The 13000-nt window shown below is 46.6% G+C and carries 21 protein-coding genes and 1 pseudogene; 8 read left to right on the top strand and 14 right to left on the bottom strand.

The genetic code is table 11. The features are described from left to right. Window positions 1-57: 57 nt before the first annotated feature. Together M2277_RS21330 and M2277_RS21325 are read left to right on the top strand one after the other, a co-directional pair. Window positions 58-948, top strand: coding sequence for a hypothetical protein (locus M2277_RS21330; protein ID WP_006207241.1), 891 nt, complete (start codon window positions 58-60; stop codon window positions 946-948). 44 nt (window positions 949-992) lie between these two features. Further along, on the top strand, window positions 993-1151 hold the full coding sequence (locus M2277_RS21325; protein WP_156515035.1) for a hypothetical protein: 159 nt from the start codon (window positions 993-995) through the stop codon (window positions 1149-1151). Window positions 1152-1160: 9 nt separating this feature from the next. On the opposite strand, the gene M2277_RS21320 is transcribed toward M2277_RS21325, so the two are convergent. The 9 genes from M2277_RS21320 to M2277_RS21280 form a co-directional block, all read right to left on the bottom strand. Further along, window positions 1161-1376: a hypothetical protein gene (locus tag M2277_RS21320; protein WP_006207242.1), complete on the bottom strand. Its 216-nt coding sequence runs from the start codon at window positions 1374-1376 to the stop codon at window positions 1161-1163. Window positions 1377-2173: 797 nt separating this feature from the next. Further along, window positions 2174-2434, bottom strand: coding sequence for a hypothetical protein (locus M2277_RS21315; protein ID WP_231887963.1), 261 nt, complete (start codon window positions 2432-2434; stop codon window positions 2174-2176). 36 nt (window positions 2435-2470) lie between these two features. Further along, window positions 2471-3007: a hypothetical protein gene (locus M2277_RS21310; protein WP_006207244.1), complete on the bottom strand. Its 537-nt coding sequence runs from the start codon at window positions 3005-3007 to the stop codon at window positions 2471-2473. 140 nt (window positions 3008-3147) lie between these two features. Beyond that, window positions 3148-3588 (bottom strand): Hsp20/alpha crystallin family protein, encoded by a 441-nt coding sequence (locus M2277_RS21305; protein ID WP_006207245.1) that lies wholly within the window; start codon window positions 3586-3588, stop codon window positions 3148-3150. 363 nt (window positions 3589-3951) lie between these two features. After that, on the bottom strand, window positions 3952-4212 hold the full coding sequence (locus M2277_RS21300; RefSeq protein WP_231887964.1) for a hypothetical protein: 261 nt from the start codon (window positions 4210-4212) through the stop codon (window positions 3952-3954). A 277-nt stretch (window positions 4213-4489) separates the two neighbouring features. After that, on the bottom strand, window positions 4490-4960 hold the full coding sequence (locus M2277_RS21295; protein WP_040680043.1) for an Hsp20/alpha crystallin family protein: 471 nt from the start codon (window positions 4958-4960) through the stop codon (window positions 4490-4492). Between the two features lie 26 nt (window positions 4961-4986). Then, on the bottom strand, window positions 4987-5274 hold the full coding sequence (locus tag M2277_RS21290) for a hypothetical protein (protein ID WP_006207249.1): 288 nt from the start codon (window positions 5272-5274) through the stop codon (window positions 4987-4989). Beyond that, window positions 5274-5564, bottom strand: coding sequence for a hypothetical protein (locus M2277_RS21285; protein ID WP_006207250.1), 291 nt, complete (start codon window positions 5562-5564; stop codon window positions 5274-5276). The genes M2277_RS21290 and M2277_RS21285 overlap by 1 nt, the downstream gene beginning before the upstream one ends. A gap of 95 nt (window positions 5565-5659) precedes the next feature. Next, window positions 5660-5884, bottom strand: coding sequence for a hypothetical protein (locus M2277_RS21280; protein ID WP_006207251.1), 225 nt, complete (start codon window positions 5882-5884; stop codon window positions 5660-5662). Window positions 5885-6487: 603 nt separating this feature from the next. Here M2277_RS21280 and M2277_RS21275 point away from each other — a divergent pair. The 4 genes and pseudogenes from M2277_RS21275 (at window position 6488) to M2277_RS21265 (ending at window position 8047) form a co-directional block, all read left to right on the top strand. After that, window positions 6488-7132, top strand: a complete 645-nt coding sequence (locus M2277_RS21275) for a type 1 glutamine amidotransferase domain-containing protein (protein ID WP_006207252.1) — start codon at window positions 6488-6490, stop codon at window positions 7130-7132. Between the two features lie 12 nt (window positions 7133-7144). After that, window positions 7145-7302, top strand: a pseudogene (locus M2277_RS31670) (MFS transporter); the annotation flags it as partial. Between the two features lie 45 nt (window positions 7303-7347). Further along, on the top strand, window positions 7348-7731 hold the full coding sequence (locus M2277_RS21270) for a LysR family transcriptional regulator (protein ID WP_006207253.1): 384 nt from the start codon (window positions 7348-7350) through the stop codon (window positions 7729-7731). Next, window positions 7646-8047 carry a LysR substrate-binding domain-containing protein gene (locus M2277_RS21265; protein ID WP_280755485.1) on the top strand — a complete coding sequence of 134 codons (402 nt, stop codon included), beginning with the start codon at window positions 7646-7648 and terminating at the stop codon, window positions 8045-8047. The genes M2277_RS21270 and M2277_RS21265 overlap by 86 nt, the downstream gene beginning before the upstream one ends. A 200-nt stretch (window positions 8048-8247) precedes the next feature. Here the strand turns inward: M2277_RS21265 and M2277_RS21260 are convergent, their stop codons facing one another. Further along, the gene (locus M2277_RS21260; protein ID WP_006207255.1) at window positions 8248-8631 is read right to left on the bottom strand and encodes a hypothetical protein; all 384 of its coding nucleotides are present in this window, start codon (window positions 8629-8631) and stop codon (window positions 8248-8250) included. A 392-nt stretch (window positions 8632-9023) separates the two neighbouring features. After that, window positions 9024-9452 carry a MarR family winged helix-turn-helix transcriptional regulator gene (locus M2277_RS21255; protein ID WP_006207256.1) on the bottom strand — a complete coding sequence of 143 codons (429 nt, stop codon included), beginning with the start codon at window positions 9450-9452 and terminating at the stop codon, window positions 9024-9026. A 159-nt stretch (window positions 9453-9611) separates the two neighbouring features. Here M2277_RS21255 and M2277_RS21250 point away from each other — a divergent pair, with 159 nt between their 5' ends. Then, complete coding sequence (locus tag M2277_RS21250) at window positions 9612-10922, top strand: amidohydrolase family protein (RefSeq protein WP_006207257.1); 1311 nt, start codon at window positions 9612-9614, stop codon at window positions 10920-10922. A gap of 537 nt (window positions 10923-11459) precedes the next feature. On the opposite strand, the gene M2277_RS21245 is transcribed toward M2277_RS21250, so the two are convergent. Together M2277_RS21245 and M2277_RS21240 are read right to left on the bottom strand one after the other, a co-directional pair. Further along, window positions 11460-11759: a zinc-binding dehydrogenase gene (locus M2277_RS21245; RefSeq protein ID WP_280755484.1), complete on the bottom strand. Its 300-nt coding sequence runs from the start codon at window positions 11757-11759 to the stop codon at window positions 11460-11462. Next, complete coding sequence (locus M2277_RS21240; protein ID WP_280755483.1) at window positions 11710-11928, bottom strand: zinc-binding dehydrogenase; 219 nt, start codon at window positions 11926-11928, stop codon at window positions 11710-11712. Before M2277_RS21240 ends, M2277_RS21245 begins: the two co-directional genes overlap by 50 nt. 338 nt (window positions 11929-12266) lie before the next feature. Between M2277_RS21240 and M2277_RS21235 the strand changes: the two genes are divergently transcribed. Next, window positions 12267-12515, top strand: a complete 249-nt coding sequence (locus M2277_RS21235) for a hypothetical protein (RefSeq protein WP_006207259.1) — start codon at window positions 12267-12269, stop codon at window positions 12513-12515. A 3-nt stretch (window positions 12516-12518) separates the two neighbouring features. On the opposite strand, the gene rlmH is transcribed toward M2277_RS21235, so the two are convergent. After that, entirely contained in the window at window positions 12519-12998 is a 480-nt protein-coding gene (gene rlmH, locus M2277_RS21230; protein ID WP_063478184.1) for a 23S rRNA (pseudouridine(1915)-N(3))-methyltransferase RlmH, read from the bottom strand. Window positions 12999-13000: the final 2 nt, after the last annotated feature.

Raw genomic sequence — 13000 nt, 5'->3', positions numbered from 1 at the left:
GGGGATTCTACCTTCGCAGCTCGAGGTACGAGAACCTTTCTCGGGAGGGACATACCAATGAGGAATACTGTGGAAGGTCAGCAAAAGCACGGGCAGCAAGACCATATTGAGATCCTGCCGCTGTTTTCCACCACGGACAAGAACGGACGGATGACTGCGCTCCAACCGGGACGCCCTGTCGGACGTGTGGCTCCGCTGCTGTCATGGTTGCTCGCTGCTGCTGTACTATGGGCGCTGGCAAGCTCCGTACCGTTCGGCGCCCTGCTCGGCCTTGCGCCGACACCGGAGATCAGCAAGTTCCTCGGTCATCCTGTAACGGTGGGTGCCGCCGTGGTACTGCTGCTCGCCGCGATCGGTGTGACCGGTGGACTGTACTCGCGAGCGGACGATCAATTCGGACAAATCAGGGTCGCCGGCCTGTACTCAATGCTATCAATCGCAGGTGGAATCTCTGCTGTTGCGGGAGTCCTTCTGCTCTGGACGCTTATAAACAATCCATCGCGTCCCTTCGACCTTGAGGCCATAGTTACATCGCCAACAATCCCACCAGAACTCGGAGCAATCGTTGGAGCTGGCTTCGCCCTCTGGGCCGTCATCGTACTCCTGCGGTTGCCCGGCTCCATCGTCCACGCGAAGCGGCGGCAAGCAGACATCGAGCGCCTCCGCATGGAGGGCTCGTCATTCGCCGGGACGTTGACCGCCATAAAATTCGATAACCACTGGCTCTTCAATTATCCGATGTTCACAGTTGAAGTAACTTATATTGCAGAAGGTTCCCCTCATGTCGTATTAGCACACATGCGCACCAGCGCTGACCGCGTTCCTCTCGTCGGCTCGCGCATGCTTGTGCTGACCGACAATCGAGGAACCATCCAAGTAGAGCTGGACCCGTCCAATGAAGCAACTTTCGAGCTGGACGTTGGGAAGTACACTCCATCGGACGGTTAATCCAGCGCTCATGATGCAGAGCGATTAGAGGAGGTCAAGCGAGTATGGGGTTAGCACATCGCTTCGGGAACCGCCGTGAAAATCGTCCCAAGGTTAAGACCAGCCATGCTGGAGAAGCAACTGGCAGACCAAGACGGTGCGGTGCGAAGCGCAGCAGGATTCACAGAAAAGCTGATGTAAGTTTGCGTAACGACACCAGCTAGAAGTTCAGGTTATGTTTGGTGAAAAGAATCCCAAATTTCTTTATAATGCGGACTATGAATGAAACCGATAATGTTTCCAAAGGGATCAACTACCGATGCGGTAATCCAATCTTGAAAGTACGACTCCACCCCCAGTAGCTTCGTATACCATTCTTTTGCCGCTTTGAGATCCTCTGCCCAGAAACTAATGTTTGCCATACCGCGTAATTGGGGTGTGTTTGTCATTTTAACAAGCTCCTTTTAGGTCAATTGGTGTATTACTCACTTGCAGGGCCCGATATCCCAAGATCAAGCACTGCAACGCAGGAACTTCTGGGATGGAGGCCCGTCCAGCCAGCACTGCTCCCCGACCTCCAACAGTCACACTACTTCAACAATTGATTGGAATGCTCCCGTCAATCCTTGCCAAAGGTACGGGGGCATTTTCCTTTCTAAGCCTCCCCCATCATTGCAAAGAAGAGATAAGGCTGCATCTACATCCCTCTTGTCACAACATTTTTCGCCATCACTTATGATACGGTTCAGCTTAACGGGTCTACCGGTGAAAAATCCCCCGCGACACATAGTTGCCAATCTTACTCGCTCCAAGGGCTATGATCCAAGCCTACTTAACATGACAGAAGGCCACCGAAGTCATCGGCGGCCTGATTGTCAGTGATTCAACTCTCGTTGTCGTTACCGTTAATCTAGAAAGCGAAGTAACCAAACATGACTCCAGCAAAACCCACAAGAATACTCAATTCGCTCACTGTCCATTTGCCGTTTCCAAATATACATCCAACAACCGCTCTCTACTCTCAGCCGGTATCGCCATAGTCGCCATCGCCACATCAAGCCAAAAGTATCCATGTCCAAAAAAGCCTTAATTACGATTTTAGGATAGCCTGTCCCATATCAGCATGAAAAGAAAAGCTTTTTTGCTGGCGTCAGGACCGTTCCTTTTCGCCTCCATCCCATTTTTCATTTAATACCATTCTACAGCCTCATCAAATCGATCCCAAGGTGTCATAGAAAGATGTTTCTTAAGCCATTTGATTTTGCAACGAAGCGAAAGATTTGATGCCACTTATCCGGTTATCGATCACATCTTTATCGAAAACGATAGCGAAGAATTCCGTTTGTACGTTGATCCCTATATTTTGACAGTTAGCGTAATTGTGTTTCCCTTTCTGGCTCCAACCGGGCTGAGAATTATCTCCTACTGCAATCGTGCACCCCTTATTCAATTGATTCACACTAATAGCTCCCGCCCCCAACGATATGTTGATAGCCAACCAACTCACCTCCGATAAGAGCCTATTCCTATAATTACATTCCATCTAAGTCTCCTCGGTGTCCTGAGTGATTCGAATATTTTTTATGACCGTAGATATATCTTCGTCATGCTGGTTTGTAATTATCGTCGCATCCACGGCATCGTTATCGTTAAGTACCCCAATGGTCCGTTTTAGCGAATTGATTCCAATGGGTTTGCCAACTCCAAAGTTATCTTTACGGGCAGTTCTCCATCCCAATTGCTTATTGTCGCCCAAGTCAATCGCACAAGAGTTGATTAACGAATTCGTCTGGAGGGAGCCGAAATGAATGGCGCATTGCTGCTGGTTATTGGGAACTTCCGTTAAGATGATATTATGATAATCCTGAATGGTGAAGTCTACAATATCCTCATCATGGAGAACACCTACCGCATTCGACAAAACCGTATGACTCAACTCGCCGAATCCTTGGTTTGTTTTTTTAATCGTACTCCACCCAATCGCTTGGTTGGTCCCAATAAAAATCCCCGAAGTATCCTCGAGATGGTTAACGATCATTTTTTGAAATATGACGCTTGCCTTCTGTCCCGATACGTTCAACGACTAGACCTCCTTTATCAGAAGTAATGAATACACTGATGCTCTAAACTTTTCCGTTTCTCTCTTAAACAATGTCGTGAACTATCCCAGTCTAATTACTTCGTAAACAGGGTTCTTCATTATTAACATCATTAGCTGGATCAGGATCGTTCAAAATCGACTTGGATCGGGGTTTGATTTTCATCTTGGATAATTTGCAGCACCACGACCAGCAAACCTTTGGTGTACTTCGCGGAAATTGCTTCAGCGGACACAGGCTTCGGCAAAGCCAGCGACCGACAGAACGGGCCAAAGAACCTCTCACTTATTGTGATCCGAGGACCGGTAACGGGATAATGACAAGGCAAGTCGCCTTCCAATTCCAGCGTCTGCCCGATTAATTGAAGTCTTATTTGCTCCACCGATTCCAAACCGGGAAGCTCTACTAAAACAACCACCGTTGTTGAAGTATGAAAGACGTCGATCCGAGGACCCGAATTAGGTAGAAGCTCACTCATTTCACTCCAAAAGTCATCGCCGAGTACCTCAGTCACCTGGCTGTAGAAATCTTTCGGTGTATTCGTCTTTATCCGCTCCTCCATACTAATCCCTCCAAGCGAGAATCTTGATTAAGGAAGGCAAACATAAGCTATATCATCGGCGGCCCCATATGAGAAACTAATTGATATCCGAGGACTTGGGTCTGTTTCCATTGGGATACTTCGGCTGGATCAAACCATTTAATTGATAAACGGTAGGCTCCCCACATTTTGTGCAATAAACCGCCGTTGGAGGATTCACAAAAGTACATCCTTTGCCAAATATTCCGGGTTCGTCCGAACAACGGTTTAGAATCGGAACTCCGCAGTCGCTGCAATACTCATCTTCCTCGCCCGGTATTCGCCCACAACGAATGCAAGGTTTTAAAGCCGGCTTATCTCCCATGGGTCACGCCTCCCTTTTTCTTAAATCGTTTGATTTTGTAACGAAGCGGAAGGTTGAATTTCACCTATAGGGTTATCAATTGCATCTGGATCGACAACGGTAGCCACGAATCCCACTTGTACGTTAGCCCCAATATTTTGGCCGTTGCCGTAATTGTCTTTCCCATTCTGGCTCCAGCCGGGTAGCGAGTTCTCCCCTATCGAAATTCCGCTTCCCCTATTCATTTGATTCACATTGATAGCTCCCGCTGCCAACGTAATGATTACAGCCAACCCGCTCACCCCCAATAGGAGACTATCTCTACATTTATATTCCGTCTAAGGCTCCTTGGTGTCATGAATGATTCGGTTATTTTGTATGACCGTAGATATATCCCCTTATTCTTCCGTCCGCTATAATGTCCGGATCGTGGATATCCTACCGCATTCGACAAGCTGCATGACTCAACTCGCCGAGCTTCCCATCGCAAAGACGGATATTCCTTCGGGCAGACAGCCTCTGCTTGAAGGAATGGCCAATTTGCTTCAAATGCCCTATCATTTTCGGATTAACGTTTAGTCATTTGCCTCCGTCGCGAACAAAAATCTCCCGAAACGGCTCTGGATCGCCTGTCTTGGAAAGACTGATTTCCAAGACGCCTTGATCATATTTTGAGGATGTCTGGTCCGGATCCACATCGTGAGGGAGCGCGATCTCCTCGGAAGAATCGCCATGTACGATTTTTAAAATTCGACTATTGACGTAAAATCTTATGTTCTTCAGCGAAACATCGGCTGGTATACTCCATCTTATGAAGATGGATTGATGCGTTTCGAACAGCTCGTAATCGAGTGAGTCGGCAAAATGATGAAGGCCTGCCTGTTGAAGCATAGTTTTGGGCATGTAATTTTTCATCGTTTCTTGAACGAAATTTTCGATGCCTTTTGCGTTCAATTCCTTGTTTGCAAAAAGCATCTGCTCAGACCAATTATCTAGGAAACCTTGCCAAATGCTATTAGGGGCTTTTTTTTTATCCATCGCTTCAGTCACTACCCTTCTCCAAATGAAGTTCCTCCCTATTTTATGTGCTCGTTTTTGGAAATGATACCGTTGAGCCATTCGGGAATGTCTCCGTCCGTGACATGAAGCATATCCAGGAAATCGGAATCGTTGAGCAAAGAGCGGATGCCGGCTACCAGGTTCCGATCTCCGCTGACCGCTCCGAAACCTTGGGTCAATTTCTGATGGTTCTCGAAGCCGGCCGGCCGGTTATTCCCCATATTGATGCATGAAGCATTTTCCACGGATCCAATACGAATCGACCCGATCACGAATTGCGGTGACATAAAAGAAGCCACAGTCATCACCCCCGATTATTCCAACGATAGCCTGATGACGTTGGATGAATTTTCTCCTTGGATGGCTCAGAGTTGGCAGCAGTGCTTGAGGAGCCGCTCTTGGCTTTGGAGGTGCTACGACTTCGGATCCACTTAGTTCCGAAGTTGTTGCCCAAGTTGAGTGATCCGCTGAGCTGGTCGATATCCAAAGCATCTAGCCTAAATTCCAGATTCTCCAAAACAGGTTGGTGAATGTGGACAGTCTCGATCTGAATGCCTGGATGAGGGCATTCCGGTTGGCTAAGTTGTTGCTCCATGCGTTTTAACAGAGACTCCATCTCTTCCAATCGCCCACGGATATCATGAATCAGCTCATCTGTACGCGGGTGCTGTTTTTTACGAAAGGGGTTTATCACTTTTGAGTAGGCTTTGAACTCGAAGATGAATCCACCTTATCGTCATCATTCAGGACGACAAGGATATCGGTAATCGAGCACCCTTCTCCGTTAATAGATCCAAACGCTTGGTTTTGCTTGGATGTATTCCTAAACTTCCACTGTTCATTACTTCCTGAAAAAACGCCCGATGAGCTTGATACTTTGCCGATTTGAATTTCACCAAACCAAATATTAATCATGCTTCACATCCTTTCGCACGATCGTTGTGAATTAATAATAATCAGTTCATAAGAAAGGTCTAAAATCGACGAAATCAGTCATGACAAAACGAAGTCCACATTTTTTCCATCTATTTCTTAATTTTATTCCCAGTTTTCAAAGGTATGATCATAAAAGGACCATTAATCAGTTTTTTTAATTCGTTCGCTCTTTGCATCGTTTGCTGGACAGTTTGGACACTTTTCCAGTCATCTCTGAAATCCCGTTGGAGACTGGCGAAGTCATTTCATTTACACCATCTCGTATTTTCGATTTTCGATGGAAAACCCAGTTATCCAAACCAAAAAGTAATGCTTGGGTAGACCCTTGAGAAGGATAAAGGTCCCCCTCTTGCGAAATTTCCGCCCTACTTGTGGTACGGTTCAGCTTAACGGGTCTATCAGCGAAAAATACGCTTAAGTGTGCCGCGCGGCGGCACTGCTCTTACCACGTACAAAGTATAAATAAATTTATATATATGCACATAAAACATAATTTGTTTTATTGATAACGCGGCCGTAAAATAACACCTGTAAGCAGAGTTCAAAAGTATAGGAGGCAATATAAATGGGAAAAAAATCTTAATGGTTGTCACCAATCATACAGATATGCAGGAAGGCAAAAAGACAGGAATCTGGCTATCGGAATTCGCGGAGGCTTATATGGCCTTCCAAGAAAACGGCTATGAAATCACCGTAGCAAGCCCAAAGGGAGGAGCTGGCCCGATTGACCCGGGCAGCGTGGGCGACCAAACACCACAAGAAATCCTGGACGCTTCCAAGCATCTGGAAAATACCAAAAAGCTGGATGATGTGATGGCAGAAGGATTCGAGGGGATATTCCTGCCTGGCGGTCATGGCACGATGTTCGATCTGCCAGACAACCAAAAGCTCCAGCAATTGCTTCGTGAATTTTACGAAGCAGGAAAAATCGTCGCCGCTGTTTGCCATGGTCCTGCCGGTCTCGTTGGCGCAACCTTGTCCAATGGACAGCCGCTGGTCGCAGGCAAGCGGGTGAATGCTTTCACCGACAGAGAAGAAGAATCGACAGTCTTGGGCTCTTACCTGCCGTTCCTCTTGGAGAGCAAAATCCGTGATCTGGGTGCCATTTTTGTAGCGGCACCAAACTGGAGTACACATGTAGAGGTCGACGGCAATCTGATTACCGGACAAAATCCTCAGTCTACGCTCGCTGTCACAAATGCAGTATTAAGCAAATTAGGCGAATAATACACGTGAGGACTTGCCTCGACATTGAACATCGCGGCCTTTAATCTGGGCAATGCACTTGGTGCCTATATCGGGGTATCGTCATTGATGCGGGCTTTGCAGGAGGGCTCCCTGCCGTACCTTGGGTTGCTTCGCTCGTGACAGTCATCGGAATTTTGTTTACGATATGAGGAGTACAGCACCAGAAATGTCTCAAGTAAGAGAGGAAAGCGAACATGGCGGACTTTGAATGGTACCGAAGCTTTATTAGTATCTACAAGCATAGTTCCGTATCGGAAGCCGCCAGAACAAGGATGATGACCCAGCCAGCCATGAGCCAGCATTTGGCTTATCTGGAAGCAGAGGTGGGTGAACCTTTATTTACACGAGCTCCCCGGAAAATGATTCCGACTGAGAGAGGCAAAGCACTATATACACAGTTGGTTCCGCTAATCGAGGCTTTGGAAGTAACCACACAAACCCTCAAGACAAGTGCGATCACTTCTTTGCCCGTACTTCGAATCGGGTCTGCACATGAGTTTTTTCGGGATCGCTCCTTATATCGGCACCTACCAGATGCGCGTCGTTGCCTATCTCGGTGTCGCTTCCAAGCTACTTGACTGGCTGCTTGAGGAAAAGGTAGAGATCATCATCATGTCGCAAAAGCTTACTGCCCCTGGAATCGAATATATCCCGTACATGCAGGAGGAGTTTGCGTTGGTGGCACCTCCTGATTACGTTGAACCAACATTTGACGACAAGGAGTCTTTTGAAGCGTGGTTATGCTCCCAGCCATGGATCAGCTATGATTTGGATTTACCCATCATCCGCCGCTTTTGGCGCGAGCATTTCCAGAGGCGCCCTCAAACGCATCCTACACACGTCGTGCGTCGAAGGCCCGAATTTCTCCCCGAAATATTTAGCCGTCACTTGTGATAAGGTTCACCGCGCTGTCTGTAACGGCGCAAGTTTTTGTTTAGCGCATGGACTTGTACACCTTAGACAGCCCTCAAGTTCTTGTCCTTTATGGCAATCGGTACAAGTTGTTGTCCTTGGCTCGGGACAAGAACTTGTACCGATAAAACAAAAAAAGCCGCTAATTTAGCGACTTTAAATGGGACCTTGTTCTTTGTTCTTTAAGGTTTAATATGTGCGTTGGTAGCATACCATCTACCAGATTTCAGTTTTAGTTTTAAATTGACAGGTTCCTTTAATCCGAGACTATCATTTTCATACTGTTGTGTTACATAGACCTTCGATACAAAAAAGAAATGCAAGGGAAAAACAAATCCTATACGATGTAACTCTTTGTCATACGTGAAATTTTCTTTTCCAACTCCACGTTCGATTGGATTAATTTTTTGATATGTCGTTTGGTTCATATATTCGGGATAATCGGCTGCTCCACTCATAGCCTTTTCTAAAACAACTTTTGTGTCATTAGCAATCCATACTCCAAATAAAACATATGCAACAACAAATATGATTGTCAGCGAGATTACTAACTTTTTTCTTCTCATGTCTACCCCTCCTAATTAAACATTAGGGTATTGATGTAAAGTACTCACTACTGAATCGATCATTCTCCAATAAAATGGAAGTTTTAAAATTAACATAGACTCTTCACTCAGAGTAATCACCTCTGCTACTTGGCTTTAAATCCAGATTCTAACATAACATAAATTACAAAAAGATAGAAGATCAGTAGAACAGTACAGTATATTTTTCGCCGTCACTTATGATACGGTTCAGCCTTAACGGGTCTATCGGCGAAAATTCCACTTCGGCGCTTAACTCCCAACTTTTTTGCTCAATCTCTGGGCCATGATCAAGCCTTCAGAATGATGCACACAAAGCCGCCGAAGTAATCGGCTGCCTAATTTACATCAGGCTTAGATCACCCTCGCAGTCATTATAAGCGTTCATTTATTTTGATCAACAATTCCTTTAAGGTTTGCTTCTCCTCTTCGGAAAGGACTTGAACGATTTCGTCCTCCACCTTTTGGAAGGAGTCATTAAAGTCTTCAATCAATTCAACGGCCTTTGGTAAAACATAAATATTTTTTTGCCGTTCATTATTGGCTGGGATTTTTCGCTCGATGAATCCTCTTTGCTCAAGACCTTGAAGCATACTTGTAATGCTAGCCCCGCGCAGATGAAACCGATCGGCAAGATCCCTCTGAATTAATTCAGTTTCTTGGTTCTCGTAGATATAACCAATTATTTTTCCTTGTTGAGCGTTTAACCCCAACTCTTTTATGCTCTCGTCTGCTTTTTTCTTTAACTTAAGGCCAATAATCTGAAACAAATCCAGATAAGGCGTATCCTTGCGAGGCTTCATGATCGTACCTCCTCAAATTGTTAGAAAGCTAACTGTAAGTAAATAAACTATACAGAGATCCAGCTTGCATGTCAAATAAATATTAGTTTGTTGACAGTTAGTTATCTAACAGTTATACTCCGAAGTGATTCACGTACAACTCCAAGGAGGAATAACAAAATGAAGAATGCTGCCCAAAGCTCTCCTTTAGAAAGAGTTACGGCGATTACAAATGCACGTATTTTCGACGGGGAAAAGGTTATCGATTCAAGAAATGTTGTCATCAAAGGGGAAACCATTATTGCGGTAAGTGGAGATCTTCCGGCAAACGCAACCATCATTGATGCGAAAAACGCGACATTATTGCCAGGCTTGATTGATGCGCATGTTCACACTTCCATTGGTGGACTAAGGGATGCCTTAAAATTCGGCGTTACGACAGAACTCGAAATGAACGGCGATTTTACGAAAAGAGGGCGGGCGATCCAGTTGAAAAATGTGAATGACGTCGCCGATGTCCGTTCTGCCGGTACAGCGATCACCGCTCCAGGCGGTCATCCGGATGAACTGCTTCCGGATGGGGATGAAATCCCTGATTTCATATTAAAGGAATTGGAGAAGTTATCGAAAGAAGACCGGGAAGCTATGCTAGCCGCTTACGCTCACGATCACGAAGAAGTGCCCCAAGTAACGACTGTGGAGGAAGCGATCAAACATGTGCATACCCAAGTGGAGAATGGAGCCGATTATATTAAAATCATGATCGAAGAAGGGACGGTCATGGCTGCTCCTGGCCTGCCTGTTTTGAGCGATGAGATTCTAAAAGCAGCCGTGGAAGAAGCCCATAAGTTCGATAAAATCGTCATAGCTCACGTCTTGACTGCTGATTCCTCACAGAGCGCCATTGATATTGGGGTGGACGGATTGGGTCACTTGTTTATCGACAGGCCCGAACACACGGCCAAATTGGTGAAATCCATAGCCGATTCAGGCGCGTTCGTGACACCATGTTTGGTATTGAACTCGTCCATTCTTGGGAATCCGGCATCGGAATTGGCGAATGATCCGCGTGTTTATTCCAAATTAAGTCCGGAATGGATCGATATTTTGAACTCTAGCTTCAATACTTTCCCGCAAGGCCATATGGAGAATAGCTTTAGTAACGTGATGGATCTTCACCGTGCCGGAGTGGATATTCTGGTCGGTACGGATGTCTCCCCCGTTCCCGTTAAGAATCTCGGAGGCCTCGCGCATGGTGCCAGCGTTCATCATGAAATGCAATTGCTGGTTATGGCCGGGTTTACTCCGATAGAAGCACTTCGGTCCGCTACCTCAAAACCGGCCCGTCGCTTTGGTCTTAACGATCGGGGCCAAATTGCCGTAGGGGCGCTCGCTGACCTTGTATTGGTAGCTGGTGATCCGACAACCAATATCTCGGATACCTTGTCTATCCAAGCCGTATGGTACAAAGGTGTGCAACAACTAGGTTAATCATTTTTACCGGTGTAATATGGTATATTTGGCTAAAACACTATAAACAGGGCACTCTACTTCGAAGAGTGCCCTGTTACTTATGTATCTATATTATAGGTCCACATCAATGATAGAGTGTTTCCTGCTCTTCCCTCCTTCTCACCGTCCTCAGATATCGGCGCTGTTGCTGCTGCACCGTATCATACACTTTTTATGCCGAATCTTCCTAGCCGGTAATGCGGCAGGGCACATACTCACGAATCTATATATTTATGGAACCCAAATGCCCCTGCAGATCGCTTTTGTTCAGCTTCTGGGTGTGAGGCTCTCTCATCTTGATTAATGTCTGGGCATCAATATTCAATTTCTACCCTCCACTTTACCACTATTTATGATACGGTTCTCCGCGTTGTTTATAACGGCAAGTTATAGGGCCATCCTTCGCGGGATGGCCCTTTCTTAGATCTCGCTTTATTCAACTATCGTCTTCGTTACTTCAATAACTGTATTTTAGGAAAGAGGCTCACAGTGAAGCTCTCTCGTTTTGCTTCGAGCTTATACTTTCGAAACCAGTTTGCCGACAGTGTTTTTCTGCTCTAAAAGTGTAAGAGCTTCTGCCGCTTTTTCCAAAGGATACACGCCGTGAATCTCAGCATGGATTTCTTTTCTTGCCAGCATGCTTAACGCTTCCCGCGCCGCTTTCCCGGTTTCTGCAGGATTGCTTTCGGCGTATCCGCCTAATGTAAAACCAGCGGACTGTTTGTTGGAAAACCATATTTGGTTAAAGGAATGCGAGACATCCTCTTCACCGCTGGCGTTTCCGACAACAACCAACTGGCCGAGCGGGCAAAGCACCTAAGCTTTGTTTGCGCATGCTTCCCCCCACCGGATCAAAGACAGCGTGAACGCCTTTCTGTCCGGTGGACTTCAGGGTCTTCTCAGCAAATTCGGACCGGACAAATAATTCGTCATATCCGAAGGAAGCGGCAAGCTTGGCTTTCTCTGGGTTTCCAACGGTCCCCAATACTTTGCCGGCTCCCAAACGCTTTGCAACTTGTCCCAAAAAGCCGCCCAAACCATACGATCCGGCTTAATCCGTTCACGGCGGGATTTTAAAAAGTCTCCAAGTATTTAAACTTTGTGTTTTCCAAGGCCATTTAACCACACCTTACAAAAGAGTAATTATGAGATTCAAAGCTTTAACGATTACAACATCGTCACTGATCTGCAATTTCCTTTTTCGCTAATCTGCCAGTTAGCTTAAAACCGGTTCAAGCAATTTTTGATACATATATAATATTCGTGACCTAGTACCAAGCCCCCTTTTCGAGGGGTCATTTTCTTTTTCAGGAGGTAAATAGATTGAAAATCATCAAAACTAAGCGGGACCTTGTCATGCTGCACCGGGTTGGGGCGCTTCCGGCGGCACTCCTCGATCAGGTCGAGGATTATTTCAACCAACTAAGTGTTGAACTGGAAGATGAATTTGAAATCGATTTTTGCTTAGGCGCGCAGGGCTACATCGTCGTTCTCAAAGCGGGAGACAACATTCGCGACCTCGGCAACTTCAGGCTAAGCCGCGAAGATGGCAGTAAAGAACCCAATTTTTAGCCGTCATTTATGATAAGGTTCCCCCCGATTAATCTTCACCGCGCGGTACACCTGCTCCACCAGCACCAGCCGCATCAGCTGGTGCGGCAGGGTCATGCGCCCGAAGCTGAGCTTCGTCTGCGCGCGCTTTAATACGTCCTCGGAGAGGCCGTTAGAGCCCCCGATGACAAAAGCTACGCTGCTGGTGCCATACGTGCCCAGCTTGTCGATATGGGCTGCCAGCTCCTCGCTGGACCACAGCTGGCCGCCGATCGCAAGGGCGATGACGTGGGTGTCCGGCTTGATGTGGCCGAGGATGCCCACGCCCTCCTTCTCCTGCACTTGCCGCATCTCCGCTTCGCTCATGTTCTCCGGCGCCTTCTCATCGGGCACCTCATGCACAAAGAGGCGCACGTAAGGCGCAAGGCGCTTGCTGTACTCCGCAATGCCCTGCACCAGGTACTTCTCCTTCAACTTGCCTACGCATATCATCTGTATATTCATGG

The organism is Paenibacillus sp. LBL (assembly GCF_029893715.1).
Taxonomy (GTDB): Bacteria; Bacillota; Bacilli; order Paenibacillales; family Paenibacillaceae; genus Paenibacillus_AQ; species Paenibacillus_AQ glucanolyticus.
The sequence above is the reverse complement of the archived record's forward strand: the minus strand, read 5'-3'. Positions and strand labels throughout refer to the sequence as shown.